17 protein-coding genes are annotated in these 15,617 nt (G+C 66.1%); 5 read left to right on the top strand and 12 right to left on the bottom strand.

Going from position 1 to position 15,617, the window contains the following annotated elements; translation table 11 throughout:
* Positions 1-7 precede the first annotated feature (7 nt).
* The 7 genes from KEC55_RS08070 to KEC55_RS08040 form a co-directional block, all read right to left on the bottom strand.
* Positions 8-958, bottom strand: a complete 951-nt coding sequence (locus KEC55_RS08070) for a sugar ABC transporter substrate-binding protein (protein ID WP_282507437.1) — start codon at positions 956-958, stop codon at positions 8-10.
* 314 nt (positions 959-1,272) lie between these two features.
* A complete protein-coding gene (locus KEC55_RS08065) occupies positions 1,273-1,659 on the bottom strand; it encodes a DUF805 domain-containing protein (RefSeq protein ID WP_282507436.1) in 387 nt (128 codons plus the stop codon).
* A 324-nt stretch (positions 1,660-1,983) separates the two neighbouring features.
* Positions 1,984-2,910, bottom strand: coding sequence for a CysB family HTH-type transcriptional regulator (locus KEC55_RS08060; protein WP_174969162.1), 927 nt, complete (start codon positions 2,908-2,910; stop codon positions 1,984-1,986).
* 75 nt (positions 2,911-2,985) lie between these two features.
* Positions 2,986-4,044, bottom strand: a complete 1,059-nt coding sequence (locus KEC55_RS08055) for a sulfate/molybdate ABC transporter ATP-binding protein (protein WP_047900604.1) — start codon at positions 4,042-4,044, stop codon at positions 2,986-2,988.
* A gap of 13 nt (positions 4,045-4,057) precedes the next feature.
* On the bottom strand, positions 4,058-5,002 hold the full coding sequence (gene cysW, locus KEC55_RS08050; protein ID WP_282507435.1) for a sulfate ABC transporter permease subunit CysW: 945 nt from the start codon (positions 5,000-5,002) through the stop codon (positions 4,058-4,060).
* Positions 4,999-5,892 carry a sulfate ABC transporter permease subunit CysT gene (cysT, locus tag KEC55_RS08045; protein ID WP_176048105.1) on the bottom strand — a complete coding sequence of 298 codons (894 nt, stop codon included), beginning with the start codon at positions 5,890-5,892 and terminating at the stop codon, positions 4,999-5,001. Before cysT ends, cysW begins: the two co-directional genes overlap by 4 nt.
* 121 nt (positions 5,893-6,013) lie before the next feature.
* Positions 6,014-7,051 carry a sulfate ABC transporter substrate-binding protein gene (locus KEC55_RS08040; protein ID WP_059234392.1) on the bottom strand — a complete coding sequence of 346 codons (1,038 nt, stop codon included), beginning with the start codon at positions 7,049-7,051 and terminating at the stop codon, positions 6,014-6,016.
* A 264-nt stretch (positions 7,052-7,315) separates the two neighbouring features.
* Here KEC55_RS08040 and lexA point away from each other — a divergent pair, with 264 nt between their 5' ends.
* Genes lexA through KEC55_RS08025 form a run of 3 tightly spaced genes read left to right on the top strand, consistent with a single transcriptional unit; the run spans position 7,316 to position 9,065 of the window.
* Positions 7,316-7,963, top strand: coding sequence for a transcriptional repressor LexA (lexA, locus tag KEC55_RS08035; RefSeq protein ID WP_006754655.1), 648 nt, complete (start codon positions 7,316-7,318; stop codon positions 7,961-7,963).
* A 26-nt stretch (positions 7,964-7,989) separates the two neighbouring features.
* The gene (locus tag KEC55_RS08030; RefSeq protein WP_006476078.1) at positions 7,990-8,325 is read left to right on the top strand and encodes a hypothetical protein; all 336 of its coding nucleotides are present in this window, start codon (positions 7,990-7,992) and stop codon (positions 8,323-8,325) included.
* Positions 8,326-8,354: 29 nt separating this feature from the next.
* Complete coding sequence (locus tag KEC55_RS08025) at positions 8,355-9,065, top strand: DUF2939 domain-containing protein (protein WP_282507434.1); 711 nt, start codon at positions 8,355-8,357, stop codon at positions 9,063-9,065.
* A gap of 85 nt (positions 9,066-9,150) precedes the next feature.
* Here the strand turns inward: KEC55_RS08025 and KEC55_RS08020 are convergent, their stop codons facing one another.
* Positions 9,151-9,648, bottom strand: a complete 498-nt coding sequence (locus tag KEC55_RS08020; protein ID WP_166964207.1) for a universal stress protein — start codon at positions 9,646-9,648, stop codon at positions 9,151-9,153.
* Between the two features lie 332 nt (positions 9,649-9,980).
* On the opposite strand from KEC55_RS08020, the gene nodI reads away from it, so the two are divergent.
* Both nodI and KEC55_RS08010 read left to right on the top strand, forming a co-directional pair.
* Positions 9,981-10,895 carry a nodulation factor ABC transporter ATP-binding protein NodI gene (nodI, locus tag KEC55_RS08015; protein WP_282507433.1) on the top strand — a complete coding sequence of 305 codons (915 nt, stop codon included), beginning with the start codon at positions 9,981-9,983 and terminating at the stop codon, positions 10,893-10,895.
* Between the two features lie 6 nt (positions 10,896-10,901).
* Positions 10,902-11,735, top strand: coding sequence for an ABC transporter permease (locus KEC55_RS08010; RefSeq protein ID WP_176048108.1), 834 nt, complete (start codon positions 10,902-10,904; stop codon positions 11,733-11,735).
* A 37-nt stretch (positions 11,736-11,772) separates the two neighbouring features.
* Here the strand turns inward: KEC55_RS08010 and KEC55_RS08005 are convergent, their stop codons facing one another.
* From KEC55_RS08005 to KEC55_RS07990, 4 genes are all read right to left on the bottom strand, one after another.
* Positions 11,773-12,195 carry a hypothetical protein gene (locus tag KEC55_RS08005; protein ID WP_176048109.1) on the bottom strand — a complete coding sequence of 141 codons (423 nt, stop codon included), beginning with the start codon at positions 12,193-12,195 and terminating at the stop codon, positions 11,773-11,775.
* Between the two features lie 96 nt (positions 12,196-12,291).
* Complete coding sequence (locus KEC55_RS08000; protein WP_282507432.1) at positions 12,292-13,350, bottom strand: permease; 1,059 nt, start codon at positions 13,348-13,350, stop codon at positions 12,292-12,294.
* Complete coding sequence (gene mnmH / locus KEC55_RS07995; RefSeq protein ID WP_282507431.1) at positions 13,347-14,474, bottom strand: tRNA 2-selenouridine(34) synthase MnmH; 1,128 nt, start codon at positions 14,472-14,474, stop codon at positions 13,347-13,349. Before mnmH ends, KEC55_RS08000 begins: the two co-directional genes overlap by 4 nt.
* A gap of 64 nt (positions 14,475-14,538) precedes the next feature.
* Positions 14,539-15,492 (bottom strand): LysR substrate-binding domain-containing protein, encoded by a 954-nt coding sequence (locus KEC55_RS07990; protein ID WP_282507430.1) that lies wholly within the window; start codon positions 15,490-15,492, stop codon positions 14,539-14,541.
* Between the last annotated feature and the right edge of the window lie 125 nt (positions 15,493-15,617).

The raw sequence follows: 15,617 nt of genomic DNA, 5'->3' as shown, positions 1-15,617 counted from the left end.
AGCCGCGTCACTTCGTCACGAGATCCACCGGCGTCTCGACCACGCCGGACATGTCGGCCTGCTTGCGGTGCTCGGAGATCGCCTTGAGCGCGGTGTCGATGCCGAATACGGCCTGCTTCGCCGCGTACTGGTCGGCAGTCGCGAGCACGCGGCCGTCCTTCAGCATCGGCTTGATCGCGTTGATGTTGTCGTAGCCGACCACGAGCACCTTGCCCTGCTTGCCGGCCGCGCGCACGGCCGACACCGCGCCGATCGCCATGTTGTCGTTGCCGCACAGCAGCGCCTTCAGGTTCGGGTATTCGTTGAGCATCGCGGCAGCCACCGCATTGCCCTTGTCGATTTCCCATTCGCCCGACTGCACCGACACGACCTTCATCCCGCCCGCCTTCATCGCGTCCTGGAAGCCGGCCGTGCGCTGCTGCGCATTGGTCGTCGTCGACACGCCTTCGACGATGCCGACCTGGTCGCCCGCCTTCAGCCGCTTCGCGAGGTAATCGCCGATCTTGCGCGCCCCCTTGCGGTTGTCCGGGCCGACGAACGGCACGTTCAGGTTCTTCGACTTCAGCACGTCGGGATCGAGCCGGTTGTCGATGTTCACGACGATGATGCCCGCGTCGACCGCCTTCTTCACGACCGGCACGAGCGCCTTCGAATCGGCCGGCGCGAGCACGATCGCATCGACCTTCGACACGATCATCTGCTCGACGATGCGGATCTGGTTCGCGGTGTCGGTCTCGTCCTTGATGCCGTTGGTGATCAGGTCGAACTGATTCGCGTTGTGCTTCTGGTATTCCTTCGCGCCGGTTTCCATGGTCAGGAAGAACTCGTTGGCGAGTGACTTCATCACGAGCGCGACCTTCGGTTTGGCCGCGGCTTGCGCGTGGACGGCCGGTGCGGCAGCAACCGCGACGGCGGCGAGCGCGGCGGTCAGGAAGCGACGGCGAAAGCGGACATTCATACACATCTCCTGGCGACTGGCCCGTAGGGCCGGACTGTTGTTTTAATGTGAGCAAACGTTTGCGCCACACTACCCGGGCAATGGCCATCGATGCTGCTGTCGGTACCACGGAATGGAAGCGAGGCAGACGGCCGACTGCCTGGCGCGTGCTGTCGTAGACGCGCCGCCGCCGGCGGGACGCCGGCGGAGTGAAAGCAATGCTGTACCGATTCGCTTCGACGCGCAACCTGTCTGATCAATATTTAAGGGTTTATTCGGAGTGCCAGATCGTGCCGCGCGACGCGCAAATGCGACAGTCGCGACGACGCCACACATCACGCCGGATCCTGCGACGCGGGTTCGTCTTCGTCGATCGCCGGCGGCTCGCCGAAGCGGTTCGCATGCGGCGTACCGGCGATGAAACCGTTCATCACGAACAACGCGATCGCACCGACGATCGGCACGAACAGCAGCAGCATCCACCACCCCGACTTGTCGATGTCGTGTAGCCGCTTCACGGTGACCGCCAGCCACGACCACGTCGCGACGACGGCGATCGCGACCGCGACAAGCACCACCACCAGCGGCAGATCGTCGTTCGACGAACCGCGCGAACCCGCGTCGAAGAACACGCCGATCAACCCGGAAACCAGCGTGTAGATCCACCACGGCAGGCGCTCGGTCCGGCCTTTGAAGGAAAAGAGAAACCACTTCAGATTCATTGTTCGCCTCTTCGTCGTGCGGCGTGAACACCCGCCATCAGACAATGCACGCGCATTGAATCATATCTTCCGAAACATGGCCCGGCCTGGATGGCCGGCACCGGATCGAAGCGTTCACCTGTGCCGTCTTGTTGTTCTGTTGGCACGAGAACGCGTGTCGATCGCCGCTCATGGCGAAGAACCGGGCGGGAGCAGCATCCGCAACCGATGGTCCGATGAATCATGCAACCGTGACGGCAGCCGTTCCGCTGCTGCCGCCCGGTGTACGACGCGATGCGCGCACGTCGCGCCATCCGGGGCGACTGCCCGGACGGCGCGCAACCGTCAAACGGCTTCGCGCAACAGCCCCGCGATTTCCGCTTCGTTCAGGTGCGGCGCGAACATCTCGATCAGCCGGTACGCATACGCGCGCAGGAACGCGCCCTTGCGCAGACCGACGCGCGTCGTGCTCGCCTCGAACAGGTGCTGCGTATCGAGCGCGACGAGCCCCGTGTCGCGCTGCGGATCGTAGGCCATCGCGGCGACCACGCCGATCCCCATCCCGAGCTCGACGTAGGTCTTGATCACGTCCGCATCGATTGCGGTCAGCACGACGTCCGGCACCGCGCCCGCCTGCGTGAACGCCTGGTCGATGTGCGAGCGGCCCGTGAAGTCCTGGTCGTACGTGATGATCGGGTACTCGGAGATTTCCTCGAGCGTCAGGTTCTCGCGGCCGACGAGCGGGTGCCCCTTCGGCACGACGACCGTGTGGTGCCACGAATAGCACGGGAACGTGACGATGTCCGGGTAGCGGTCGAGCGCCTCGGTCGAGATGCCGAGATCGGCTTCGCCGTTCAGGATCATCTGCGCGATCTGCTGCGGGCTGCCCTGGCGCAGCGCCAGATGCACCTTCGGGAACACGTCGGTGAACTGCCGGATCACCTTCGGCAGCGCGTAGCGCGCCTGCGTGTGCGTCGTCGCGACGACGAGGTGGCCGCTGTCCTGGTCGGCGAACTGGCGCGCGACACGGCGCAGGTTCTCGGCATCGAGCAGCATCCGCTCGATCAGCTGGTGCACGGCCTTGCCGGGCTCCGTCAGGCCCGTCAACCGCTTGCCGCGCCGGATGAAGATGTCGACGCCCAGTTCATCCTCGAGATCCTTGATCTGCTTCGACACGCCCGACTGCGACGTGTACAGCACGTTCGCGACTTCCGTCAGGTTCATGTTCTGGCGCACCGCTTCGCGCACGAACCGCAATTGCTGAAAATTCATGGGTATGCCTCTTAGGCTGTCGTTGTTTGATTGTCGATTCGGAGCGTATTCCGCCCCCTGCCCTGCATTTTCTCGTCAACGCGCGGGAAACACACGCACCGCGCGCGGCACGGCCGTCGCACCGTCGCCGACCTGCAACGACAGCGCCCGCCATGCATCGCGATCGAGTTCGGCCTCGAGCGCACCGCCCGCGCGTGCCTCGAGCTCCACACGCACCGACCCGCCGAGCGGAATCACGCGGCGCACGTCCACCGCGATGCCGTCGCGGTGCCCTTCGCCCGCCGGCCACAGCTGCAGGTCGTGCGGTCGCACGTAGGCGTTCGCGGGGCCCGCGAAATCGGCGTCGACCTCGATCGGCGCAGCCGCGCCCTCGGCGACGAAGCCGCGCCCGGCCACTGTGCCCGGCAGCCGGTTCGCCGCGCCGAGAAACTCGTACACGAACGCGCTTTGCGGATGATCGTAGACGTCCTGCGGGCTGCCGACCTGCTCGACGTGGCCGCGATTCAGCACGACGATGCGGTCCGCGACTTCCAGCGCCTCCTCCTGGTCGTGCGTGACGAAGATCGTCGAGATGTGCAGGTCGTCGTGCAGCCGGCGCAGCCAGCCGCGCAACTCCTTGCGGACCTTCGCGTCGAGCGCGCCGAACGGCTCGTCGAGCAGCAGCACCTTCGGCTCGACCGCGAGCGCGCGGGCCAGCGCGATGCGCTGGCGCTGGCCGCCCGACAGCTCGGACGGATAGCGCTGCGCGAGCCAGTCGAGCTGCACGAGCTTCAGCAATTCATGCACCTTGTCGCGAATCGCCGCCTCCGACGGCCGCTCGCGGCGCGGCTTCACGCGCAGCCCGAATGCGACGTTCTCGAATACCGTCATGTGGCGGAACAGCGCGTAGTGCTGGAACACGAAGCCGACCTGGCGATCGCGCGCGCCGACCGACGCGACATCGAGCCCCTGCAGCACGACCTGGCCGGCGTCCGCGTGCTCGAGGCCCGCGATCACGCGCAGCAGCGTGGTCTTGCCGCAGCCGGACGGCCCGAGCAGTGCAACCAGTTCGCCCGGCGGAAAGTCGAGCGATACGTTGTCGAGCGCGGTGAAATCGCCGAAGCGCTTCTGAAGGTTACGGACGGTGATACCCATTCTGGTTGCCTCTTTACGATTTCGACGAAACGGCGGCGACGGGGCCGGCATGTGCGGGAACGGTGTCGCTCGCGCCGGCCAGTTCGGCGGCGAGATGACGCTCGGCGATCAGCTTCAGCGCGAGCGTCACGAGCGCGAGCAGCGCCAGCACCGACGCCACCGCGAACGCCGCCGCGAAGTTGTATTCGTTGTACAGGATCTCGACGTGCAGCGGCATCGTGTCGGTCACGCCGCGGATGTGGCCCGACACGACCGACACTGCGCCGAACTCGCCCATCGCGCGCGCGTTGCACAGGATCACGCCGTACAGCAGGCCCCACCTCACGTTCGGCAGCGTCACGCGCCGGAAGATCTGCCAGCCCGACGCGCCGAGCACACGCGCGGCTTCCTCCTCGTCGGTGCCTTGCGCCTGCATCAGCGGGATCAGCTCGCGCGCGACGAACGGGAACGTGACGAAGATGGTCGCGAGCACGATGCCCGGCACCGCGAAGATGATCTGCACGTCGTGGTCCTGCAGCCACGGCCCGAGCCAGCCCTGCGCGCCGAACAGCAGCACGTACACGAGGCCCGAGATCACGGGCGACACCGAGAACGGCAGGTCGATCAGCGTCGTCAGCAGCGCCTTGCCGCGGAATTCGAACTTCGCGATCGCCCACGACGCGCACACGCCGAACACGAGGTTCAGCGGCACGGCGATCACCGCGACGGTCAGCGTCAGCTTGATCGCCGACCACGCATCGGGATCGGCCAGCGATTCGAGATAGAAGCCGACGCCCTTGCGCAGCGCCTCGACGAACACCGCGGCGAGCGGCACGACGAGGAAGAACGCGAGGAACGCCAGCGCGATGCCCGTGAGCAGCCAGCGCACGACGCGCGACTCGCTGACGGGGTCGAGCCGTTTCGTGGCGCGCACGGCCGGCGACGGGGTTTTCAGCACGACGGTGGCCTCCTGGCTCATTGCTGGCCTCCTGCTGCGACGGCGGTGACGGCGGCGGGCGCGGGGCCGCTGGCGCCCTTGCTCGTGCGGCGCTGCAAATACCATTGCAGCGTGTTGATCAGCAGCAGCATCAGGAACGACACGACCAGCATCACGACCGCCAGCGCGGTCGCGCCCGCGTAGTCGTACTGCTCGAGCTTCGTGATGATCAGCAGCGACGTGATCTCGGATTTCATCGGCACGTTGCCGGCGATGAAGATCACCGACCCGTATTCGCCGAGCGCACGCGCGAACGCGAGCGCGAAACCGGTGAGGAGCGCCGGCAGCACGGCCGGCAGCACGACGCGGCGGAACGTCAGCCAGCGCGATGCGCCGAGGCATGCTGCCGCTTCTTCCTGCTCGCGCTCGAAATCCTCGAGCACCGGCTGCACGGTGCGCACGACGAACGGCAGCCCGATGAAGGTCAGCGCGACCAGCACACCGGCCGGCGTGAACGCGATCTTGATGCCGAGCGGCGCGAGATACTGGCCGACCCAGCCGTTGGTCGCGTAGACGGCCGCGAGCGAGATGCCGGCGACCGACGTCGGCAGCGCGAACGGCAGGTCGACGATCGCATCGACGAGGCGCTTGAACGGGAACGTGTAGCGCACGAGCACCCACGCGACGAGGAAGCCGAACACGGCGTTGATCAGCGCGCCGCCAAGTGCGGACGTGAACGTCAGCCGGTACGACGCGAGCACGCGCGGCGACGTGACGGCGGTGACGAACTGGTCCCACGACAGCGTCGCGGTCTTCAGGAACGTGGCGGCGAGCGGGATCAGCACCACGAGGCTCAAATAGGCCACCGTGATGCCGAGTGTCACGCCGAAACCGGGCAGCGCGCTCGGCTTGCGAAAGGTGTACGTCGTCATCGGATGCTCTTGCTGGGTCGATGCTGCTCATGGGTCCGACGCAAACGCCGGCGCAGTGAATCGCGCCGGCAGGCCGTCGGGGATGCGGCGCGCTGCGTGGCGCGCCGCTGTCGTTATGGCGTTACTGCGGCTTGTAGATCGAGTCGAACACGCCGCCGTCCGCGAAATGCGTCTTCTGCGCATTCGTCCAGCCGCCGAACGTGTCGTCGACCGTGTACAGCTTCAGCTTCGGGAACTGCTTCGTCAGTTCCGCCGGCACGTTCTTCGAACGCGGCCGGTAGTAGTTGCGCGCCGCGATCTCCTGGCCCTGCGGGCTGTACAGGAAATTCAGGTACGCGTCGGCCAGCTTGCGCGTGCCCTTCTTGTCGACCACCTTGTCGACGACCGCGACGGGCGGCTCGGCCAGGATGCTCACGGACGGCACGACGATCTCGAACTTGTCGGTGCCGAATTCCTTCACCGACAGGAATGCCTCGTTTTCCCATGCGATCAGCACGTCGCCGATCCCGCGCTGCACGAAGCTCGTCGTCGCGCCTCGCGCGCCCGAATCCAGCACGCCTGCGTTCTTGTAGAGCTTCGTGACGAATTCCTTGGCCGTCTGCTCGTTGCCGCCCGGCTTGTGCACGGCGTACGCCCATGCGGCCAGGTAGTTCCAGCGTGCGCCGCCCGAGGTCTTCGGATTCGGCGTGACGATCGAGATGCCCGGCTTGGTCAGGTCGTCCCAGTCCTTGATTCCCTTCGGATTGCCCTTGCGCACCAGGAACACGATCGTCGACGTGTACGGCGATGCGTTGTCGGGCAGGCGCTTCTGCCAGTCCTTGTTCACAAGCCCCTTGTTCGCGAGCGCGTCGATGTCGTACGCGAGCGCCAGCGTGACGACGTCGGCCTGCAGGCCGTCGAGCACCGAGCGCGCCTGCGCGCCGGACCCGCCGTGCGACTGCTTGAAGTTGACGGTCTCGCCCGTCTTCGCCTTCCACTCCTTGCCGAACGCCTGGTTGAAGTCCTGATACAGCTCGCGCGTCGGGTCGTACGACACGTTCAGGAACGTCGTATCGGCCTGGGCATGCGTCGCGACGCCCAGCGCCGCCGCCGCGCCCAGCGCGAGTGTTGCGATCAGGCGGCCCACTCCGCCCACCAGCCCCGTATTGCGCTTCGCCATCCTTGGTTCTCCAGTGTTGTCGGTATTGCGATGTCGGGCCAGTCTAACGAACGGGTTACATGATTAAAAATAATCGTTCTTCATTTTTTAATACTCAAAAGTGCTAACGCAGACGGGATGGACGGTTGCGGCAGATAAACCGCCGTCCGGACGTCGCGAAATCACGCCGGAACCGGCGTGATCGCGTCGAACCTCAAGTAACACTTGAAATTCCCGAAGTACTGTATAAAAATACAGCTCACTGTCTATCCATACAGTTGAGCCATGACCAAACTCACCGCCCGTCAGCAGCAAGTGTTCGACTTGATCCGTCGCGCGATCGAGCGCTCCGGATTCCCGCCCACCCGCGCCGAGATCGCGGCCGAACTGGGCTTCAGCTCGCCGAATGCGGCCGAGGAGCACCTGCGTGCGCTGGCACGCAAGGGCGTGATCGAGCTGGCTGCCGGCGCGTCGCGCGGCATCCGCCTGCTCGGCATCGACGATGCCCCGCACCAGTTCACGCTGCCGCACGCCGGCCTGATGCAGTTGTCGCTGCCGCTCGTCGGCCGCGTCGCAGCCGGTAGCCCGATCCTTGCGCAGGAGCACATCTCGCAGCACTACGCATGCGATCCCGCGCTGTTCACGAGCAAGCCCGACTACCTGTTGAAGGTGCGCGGCCTGTCGATGCGCGACGCCGGCATTCTCGACGGCGACCTCCTCGCCGTGCAGAAGCGCACGGAAGCGAAGGACGGCCAGATCATCGTCGCGCGTCTCGGCGACGACGTCACGGTCAAGCGCCTGATGCGCCGGCCGGGCGGTCTCGAGCTGATCGCGGAGAACCCGGATTACGAAAACATCTTCGTCAAGGCCGGCAGCGCGGAATTCGCGCTGGAAGGCATCGCCGTCGGGCTGATCCGCTCGGGCGAACTCTGACATTCCGTCTCGCTGAGGAGAACATCATGGAACGCCTTGCCCGCCTGCTGCCTTTCCGTCAATTCGGTCGCCTGCGTCATCTGCGCGGCCGGACGCCCTGCGCACCGCTCTCCGCGGCCGCGCCCGTGCAAGAAGAAGTCGCAGTCGAACGGCAGGCCTCCCTGCTGCCGTCGGCGCTCCCCGCGTTCGCGCGGGTATCGCTGAACGCCGGCCTGAATCACGCGGAACCCGCGCGCCGCGCGCCGGTGCGCGTCTATCACGGCCGTTCGCGCCTGATCATGGTCGGTACGATCGATGCTGTATGCCGGATGATCGACCGCTGCATCGCAGAGGAACGATCGGCTACGCCTGGCGGTCTCTGATTGCGGAACATCCCCGCACCGGAGGCAACGTGACTGGATCTTCGAGCCGCGCATGGCGGCTCAAGCCCCTGCTGATCGTCGTGCTGGCCATCGCCGTCGTGGCGGCGATCGGCTATGCGTACGCGTCACCGTATGTCGCGCTCGGTCGCCTGAAATCGGCGATCGACGCGCGCGACGCGCAGGCCATCAGCGAATATGTCGATTTCCCGTCGCTGCGCATCAGCCTGAAGCAGCAGGTCACGGAAGAGTTGATGCGCCGGATCGACGCGGTGAAGAAGAACAATCCGTTCGCAGTCATCGGCGCGCTGATCGGGTCCGCATTGGTCGGCACGCTGGTCGATGCGTACGCAACACCGGAGGGTGTGGCCGCGCTGATGAGTGGATTGCCGCCACGCGGCAATCCGGGCGAGCGCCCGCCCGACTGGTCGAATCAGCCGCAAGGCAATGCACCGACGGATACGCCGGCCACACCGCAGGCCAATCCGGCGCCGGCAAGCGCCGTCGCTCCGGGCAACGACGCGGCGGCTGCGTCATCACCGGCTCCGGCCTCTGCCGCGCCGGCCAATGCGAACGATGCAACGCATGCGCCGCATCAGCAGCAAACCAGCGCGGGCTACCGGAATATCGACGAATTCGTCGTGACGTACCAGCGCAGTGCCGACGGCACGCGCTACGCGGCGGTATTCCACCGCTTCGGGCTATTCTCGTGGAAATTGTCCGCGATCGACCTGCACGCGTAGCAGGCCGCGCGGTACCCGTGCCACTGATGCGGCACGGCGCCTGACCGGCGCGCATCGCCGGTCAGGCCGTCATCGAATCATTCGATCATTTGCCGTTCGCCGTGGCGGCTTCCCGCTCGCGGGCGATTTCTTCTTTCTGCTCCTGTGCCGACGAACACGCCACCAGGATGCTGCAGTTCACGCGATCGAGCAGTTGCGTATTGCCCGACCCCATCCACCATCTCGACAGCCCGCTGCGGCAGCGGTGGCCGACGACGACGAGGTCAACCTTCAGTTCCGTCGCGAGATTCGCGATTTCGTCGATCGGATAGCCAAATGCGAAATGGCCCTCGGCCTGTACACCGCGCTCACGCAGCCAGTTCACGCCTTCCTGCAGGATTTCACGCGCGGTTTCCTCGAACCGTCCGCACGCGACATCGGTCAGCAGACCCGCGCTTTGCGCAATGCTCGAACGCATGTCGACGACCGACAGCAAGTGCGTTTCGGCCTTCAGGTCCATTGCGAGATTGGCACCGCAGCGCAGTGCCTTGCGCCCTTCGAGCGTGCCGTCGTAACACAGCAAAATCTTGTTGTAGCTAGCCATGAAACCTCCCTATCGCGACAACGAGCCTACGCATTCATCATGGTGCGCCGCAATTCAGGACGCAAGGGATGGAAAACGCTGATTCGCCCCGCTCGGCGCGTGCGCGATGATGCAGTGCACGATCGGTGCGCGCATGCATCGCACCGTGCAGGCATGCCCTGAAGAGACGCAGCCGATGCACTAGAATGGCCCGTTCGTACTCCAGCGGGCCATCAACACGCCGGCGTCGCGCGCTTCGGTCATGCCCATGTGACAAGCAATCGCGCGATCCGTTCGCCAACCGGCCACGCATCGGGCCGCCAGGCGCGCCCGCTTACAACGACAACATGCCCATGTCCGTCGCACCGATCGATTTCCGCAACGTCGAAAAGCGCTATGGCGACAAGCTCGTCGTCAACGACCTGTCCTTCAACGTGCAGGCCGGCGAATGCTACGGCCTGCTCGGGCCGAACGGCGCCGGCAAGACCACCACGCTGAAAATGCTGCTCGGTCTCGCGCATCCCGATGCCGGCACCATTTCCCTGTGTGGCGAACCGGTTCCATCGCGTGCACGGCATGCACGCCAGCGCGTCGGCGTCGTCCCGCAATTCGACAATCTCGACCCCGACTTCACTGTCCGCGAGAACCTGCTCGTGTTCAGCCGCTATTTCGGGATGTCGGCGCAGGCCGCACGCGCACTCGTGCAGCCGCTGCTCGAATTCGCGAAGCTCGAGAGCAAGGCCGATGCGAAGGTCGGCGAACTGTCGGGCGGCATGCGGCGGCGCCTCACGCTCGCCCGCGCGCTCGTCAACGATCCCGACGTGCTGGTGCTCGACGAGCCGACGACGGGCCTCGATCCGCAGGCGCGGCACCTGATGTGGGAGCGGTTGCGCTCGCTGCTCGCACGCGGCAAGACGATCCTGATCACCACGCATTTCATGGAAGAAGCCGAACGCCTGTGCGATCGGCTGTGCGTGATCGAGGAAGGCCGCAAGATCGCCGAAGGCGCGCCGCACGCACTGATCGAATCGGAGATCGGCTGCGACGTGATCGAGATCTACGGGCCGGATCCGGCCGCGCTGCGCGACGAGTTGTCGGCATTTGCGAAGCACACCGAGATCAGCGGCGAGACGCTGTTCTGCTACGTCAGCGATGCGGAGCCGCTCAGCGCGCGACTCAAGGGTCGCACGGGGTTGCGCTATCTGCATCGCCCGGCCAATCTGGAGGATGTGTTCCTGCGGCTTACGGGCCGCGAAATGCAGGACTGATCGATCATGGACGTGCGCAACTATTCCGCCGCCACACCGTCCGCGCCGCCGCGCGAGTCACGCTTCGCGATCGCGATGCCCGCGAACGCAACGAACTGGATTGCCGTCTGGCGGCGCAACTATCTCGTCTGGCGCAAGCTCGCGCTCGCGTCGATGTTCGGCAATCTTGCCGATCCGATGATCTATCTGTTCGGGCTGGGTTTCGGGCTCGGCCTGATGCTCGGCCATGTCGACGGCGTGTCGTATATCGCGTTCCTGGCGGCCGGCACGGTCGGGTCGAGCGTGATGATGTCCGCGAGCTTCGAGTCGATGTATTCGGGCTTCTCGCGGATGCACGTGCAGCGCACGTGGGAAGCGATCATGCATACGCCGCTCGCGCTCGGCGACATCGTGCTCGGCGAAATCGTCTGGGGCGCCAGCAAGGCGATGCTGTCGGGGGTCGCGATCATGCTGGTCGCGAGTGCGCTCGGCTATGCGCAGTTTCCGTCGATGCTCGCGGCGCTGCCCGTGATCGCGCTCGCGGGCCTCGCGTTTGCCAGCATCGCGATGATCGTCACGGCACTTGCGCCGTCCTACGATTTCTTCATGTTTTATCAGACGCTCGTGCTGACGCCGATGCTGCTGCTGTCGGGCGTGTTCTTCCCGATCACGCAGTTGCCGCCCGTCGCGCAGCACGCGGCGCAGGCGCTGCCGCTCGCGAACGCGGTCGAGCTGATCCGGCCCGCGATGCTCGGACGGCCGGCCACCGACATCGCGTTGCACGTCGCGGTGCTCGCGGGCTACGCGGTCGGCGGATTCCTGCTGTCCGCGTGGCTGTTCCGGCGGCGGATGATGCGCTGACAGCCGGCGCACCGGGCACCGGCTTCATGCGACGACGTTACTCGTCGTCGTCGCTCCACGGGATCTCGACGTCGGTCAGGAACGCGACGGTCGCGAGCGGGCCGCCTTCCTGGCGACCAAGCTTGCCGTCCGCGCGATGCCATTCGACGCGGAACTGCGTACCCGGATCGTCGGCCACCAGATAGACCGAACGCAGTTCGTCCGCATCGGCTTCGTCCACCGGGCCGTCGAACGATACCAGCATCTTCTGCGGCCACAGTCCGTTGACGGGATCGTAAATGCGGTCGCCCTGCGGAATGTCGATGCTGGCTTCGACGCCGATCGTTGAAGAGGCTTCGATGATCATCGTGCCGAGCGCGTTCAGCACGGCAGTTGCCCGCGCGGAATTGGCCTGGCGGATCGCGAGATCGCCGCGCGTCAGCGCCTTTTCGAGTCGAGGATGGATCTTCGGTTGGGTCATGCGTTTTCCTGTTTGCTTCTTGTAAAGGGCGCCGCACGCGTGAAGCGGCAGCGCCGGATGAATATGAACACGGCTATGGCACCGGGCCGGCGCGCGTCAGAACCCGAACGCGATCGCGAGCAAGCCGCTCACGATCCCGAACACGACGACGAGCGTCGCGACGATCGCCAGCATGTACGGCTTGAACGAACGCGCGAGCATCGCGAGCGACGGCACGCTGATCGGCGGCAGCGTCATCAGCAGCGCGGCGGCCGGACCGACGCCCATGCCGAGCGACAGCATCGCCTGGATGATCGGCACCTCGCCGGCAGTCGGGATCACGAACAGCATGCCCGCGACCGCGAATGCGACGATCCAGCCCAGATGATTGCCAATGTCCGGGCCGATATGCGGGAACAGCCATGCGCGCGCGGCGCCGAGCAGCAGCACGAGCACGATGTATTCGGGCACGAGCCGCACGGCCATGCGCGCGAGCAGCTTCATCCAGCGGACGAAGGGATTGCCGGCCGCGGCCTGCTCGGCCGCCAGCGCGGCGAGCTGCGCATCGTCGATGCTGCGGTCTTCAGGTCGCGCAATGCGGTTCAGCAGATAGCCGATCCCGAACACCATCGCGATGCCCAGCACGAGGCGCAGCGCGCTCCAGTGCCAGCCGAGCACGAAGCCCATGAACACCAGCGCGGCCGGATTCAGCACCGTGTTGCCGAGCCAGAACGCGACCGCGCCGCCCGGCGACGCATGGCGCGCACGCAGGCCCGCGACGACCGGCGCCGCGCAGCACGTGCACATCATTCCGGGCAGCGACAGCAGGCCGCCCGCGGCCACACTGCCGAACCCGGTACGGCCGAGCACGCGCGCGACCCAGTGTGCGGGCAGCAGCGCCTGCACGGCCGAGCCGAGCAGCAGGCCGAGCACCATCGCCTGCCAGATCGCCTTGCCGTACGCCCATGCGTAGTCGAGCGCGGCCTTCAGCGACGGCTCGGGGGCGGTCGCCGACGTGCCCATCAGGATCGACTGGCCGATCGAATGGTGCTCGGCGGCAACGAACGCCTTGTTGTAGTACGGAAACCATTTCACATAGAACAGTCCCGCGACCGCGATCAGCAGGAAGGTCATCCAGCCGAGGGCCGGACTGGGTTGGGCGCGTGTGGTCGTCATCGTGTGGTCGTCGATTGGTCTTGGTCGGTTTCGGATTTCGCGCCTGCGGCAAGCGCGGCCGATGCGGGCAACCCGGTTTGCGCGAGTTCGGCCAGCAGCGTGCGCGCCTGGTCGCGCACGTCGGCCGCGTTGGGCCGGAACGTGAACGTCAACGCCCGGTTCGGCTTGTTGTACGCCGCGCGGTAGGTCCGTGCGTAGGCGGGATCGTAATGCTTGTCGATCAGCTCGGTGAACAGGTCGGCGCGCGCGTTCGCGTCGATCAGCGCATTCCAGTGCGTCACCTGTTCACGGCTATGCAGGCCGATCAGCCGATGAAGCTGCGCCTTGAACGCGTCCGGTTCGTTGAACAGGTGCGCGTAATCGTCGAGAAGGAACGCGATCCGCTCGTCGTGCGCCGCGTCGACATGCACCCACGGCCCTGCGTGAAACGCTTCGATCAGCGCGATCGGCAACTGAACGAGCCCGATCCTGCGGCTTTCCGATTCGACGAACACCGGCCATTCGGGGTCGAAACGTCCAAGCGTTTCGACGAGCCCCGAATCGAATCCCTTCTGCGTCGGCTGCGGCTTGCCCGGCAGCGCGCCGAGCAGCGAACCGCGATGGCACGCGAGCGCCTCGAGATCGAGCGTCTGCGCGCCCACGTCGTGCAGCGCGTTCAGCAGGCGCGTCTTGCCGCAGCCCGTATGGCCGACGAGCGCGATGTAACGAAAGCGCGTCGGCAGCGAATCGAGCGTCGCGCACACCGACTGGCGGTACGCCTTGTAGCCGCCGTCGAGCTGGCGCGCCTTCCAGCCGATCAGGTTGAACCAGGTCGTCATCGAGCCCGAGCGCTTGCCGCCGCGCCAGCAGTAGATCAGCGGCCGCCAGTTGCGCGGCCGGTCGGCGAACGTCGTGTCGAGATGGCGCGCGATGTTGCGCGCGACGATCGCCGCGCCGACGCGCGTCGCCTCGTACGGCGACACCTGGCGGTACATCGTGCCGACGAGCACGCGTTCTTCGTTACTGAGCACGGGCGCGTTCAGCGCGCCGGGAATATGGTCCTCGGCGAACTCGAGCGGCGTGCGCACGTCGATGATCTCGTCGAACTCGCCGGCGCGATCGAGGGTGACAATCAGGTTCTTCAATTTGGCGTCGAACAGGGGCGATGCGGCTCGATGAGCCGCATGAACACGGAAGGCGGATTGACGATTATCTCACGGGCCGGCGTCTCGGGCCGCGCACGGCAGTCGGCGGCGCCGATGCGACCTGCATCGCGTCGATCAGGTGATCGCGGAACGCCCGTACCGACGCGGGCAGATCGCGCCCCGCCATCGTCTGCACCTGGATGCTGCGCTCGCGCAGTTGCGGGTTCGTCACGGGCACGACGACGAAGCCGTCCGCATCGAAACGGTCGCGCACCGACAGCAGCCCCGTGAACATCACCGCGCCCGTGCGCCGCGCGTAGCCGTACATCGCCGCGGTGTTGTTGCTCGTCAGTTCGGGCTCGAGCAGCAGCCCGTCGAGCGCACACGCAATGTCGATCAGCTGGCGCACCGTCGTGCCGGCCTCGGGCAGCACATGCGCGTGCCGCGCGACATCGGCGAGCGACACCGCGTCGCGCGTCGCGAGCGGATGGTCGTGCCGCACCAGCGCGAAGACCGGCGCGCGCTCGGTGTGCTCGACGCGCACGCCCTTCTCCGGCGCGAGACTGAAGGTCAACGCGATGTCCGCGTCGCCGTCACGCACCCGCCGCGTCGCTTCCGCCGGCGACACGACCCACACGGTGAAATCGACGCCTGGGTGGCGCGCCTTGAAGCTCGCAAGCGCGCCGGGCAGGAAATCGATCGCGAACCCTTCCGAGCACGCGAGTTTCAGCAGGCTGCCGTGCAGCGCGTCGAGCCCGCCGATGTCCTTCATCACGTGCTCGGCTTCCAGCAGGCTGCGCTGCGCGAACGCCAGCAGCCGCTCGCCGGCCTCCGACAGCGCCATCCCGCGCGGCCGGCGCTCGAACAACGGTGCGCCGAGCCCGCTCTCGAGCTTCGCGATCTGGCGACTGATCGCCGACACGGCCACGTGCAGCCGCGCGGACGCGTCGCTGATCGAGCCGGTGCGCGCCACCTCGACGAAATACCGCAACGCCAGGCCATGCAGGAAAGCCGCCATCGTTCTGTCTCCGCGCCGCATCCGGCCACGCTGCTTTGCCTTTTCGGCAAAGAAAGGTTCGAAATTCGATCATTGTGACAAAAAAAACGGCTTTCTAGAATCGATCGCACTTCACGTTGCATGCG

Origin of the sequence: Burkholderia cepacia (assembly GCF_029962485.1) — a bacterium.
In the GTDB taxonomy this organism is placed as follows: Bacteria; Pseudomonadota; Gammaproteobacteria; order Burkholderiales; family Burkholderiaceae; genus Burkholderia.
Note: the sequence above shows the minus strand (reverse complement) of the source record. Positions and strands in the feature narration are given on the sequence as shown.

Bases quoted from the DNA above. Each gene is read 5' to 3' on its own strand.
- KEC55_RS08070 (WP_282507437.1), bottom strand. From the start codon at position 958: ATGAATGTCCGCTTTCGCCGTCGCTTCCTGACCGCCGCGCTCGCCGCC.
- KEC55_RS08065 (WP_282507436.1), bottom strand. From the start codon at position 1,659: ATGAATCTGAAGTGGTTTCTCTTTTCCTTCAAAGGCCGGACCGAGCGC.
- KEC55_RS08060 (WP_174969162.1), bottom strand. From the start codon at position 2,910: ATGAATTTTCAGCAATTGCGGTTCGTGCGCGAAGCGGTGCGCCAGAAC.
- KEC55_RS08055 (WP_047900604.1), bottom strand. From the start codon at position 4,044: ATGGGTATCACCGTCCGTAACCTTCAGAAGCGCTTCGGCGATTTCACC.
- cysW (WP_282507435.1), bottom strand. From the start codon at position 5,002: ATGAGCCAGGAGGCCACCGTCGTGCTGAAAACCCCGTCGCCGGCCGTG.
- cysT (WP_176048105.1), bottom strand. From the start codon at position 5,892: ATGACGACGTACACCTTTCGCAAGCCGAGCGCGCTGCCCGGTTTCGGC.
- KEC55_RS08040 (WP_059234392.1), bottom strand. From the start codon at position 7,051: ATGGCGAAGCGCAATACGGGGCTGGTGGGCGGAGTGGGCCGCCTGATC.
- lexA (WP_006754655.1), top strand. From the start codon at position 7,316: ATGACCAAACTCACCGCCCGTCAGCAGCAAGTGTTCGACTTGATCCGT.
- KEC55_RS08030 (WP_006476078.1), top strand. From the start codon at position 7,990: ATGGAACGCCTTGCCCGCCTGCTGCCTTTCCGTCAATTCGGTCGCCTG.
- KEC55_RS08020 (WP_166964207.1), bottom strand. From the start codon at position 9,648: ATGGCTAGCTACAACAAGATTTTGCTGTGTTACGACGGCACGCTCGAA.
- nodI (WP_282507433.1), top strand. From the start codon at position 9,981: ATGTCCGTCGCACCGATCGATTTCCGCAACGTCGAAAAGCGCTATGGC.
- KEC55_RS08010 (WP_176048108.1), top strand. From the start codon at position 10,902: ATGGACGTGCGCAACTATTCCGCCGCCACACCGTCCGCGCCGCCGCGC.
- KEC55_RS08005 (WP_176048109.1), bottom strand. From the start codon at position 12,195: ATGACCCAACCGAAGATCCATCCTCGACTCGAAAAGGCGCTGACGCGC.
- KEC55_RS08000 (WP_282507432.1), bottom strand. From the start codon at position 13,350: ATGACGACCACACGCGCCCAACCCAGTCCGGCCCTCGGCTGGATGACC.
- KEC55_RS07990 (WP_282507430.1), bottom strand. From the start codon at position 15,492: ATGGCGGCTTTCCTGCATGGCCTGGCGTTGCGGTATTTCGTCGAGGTG.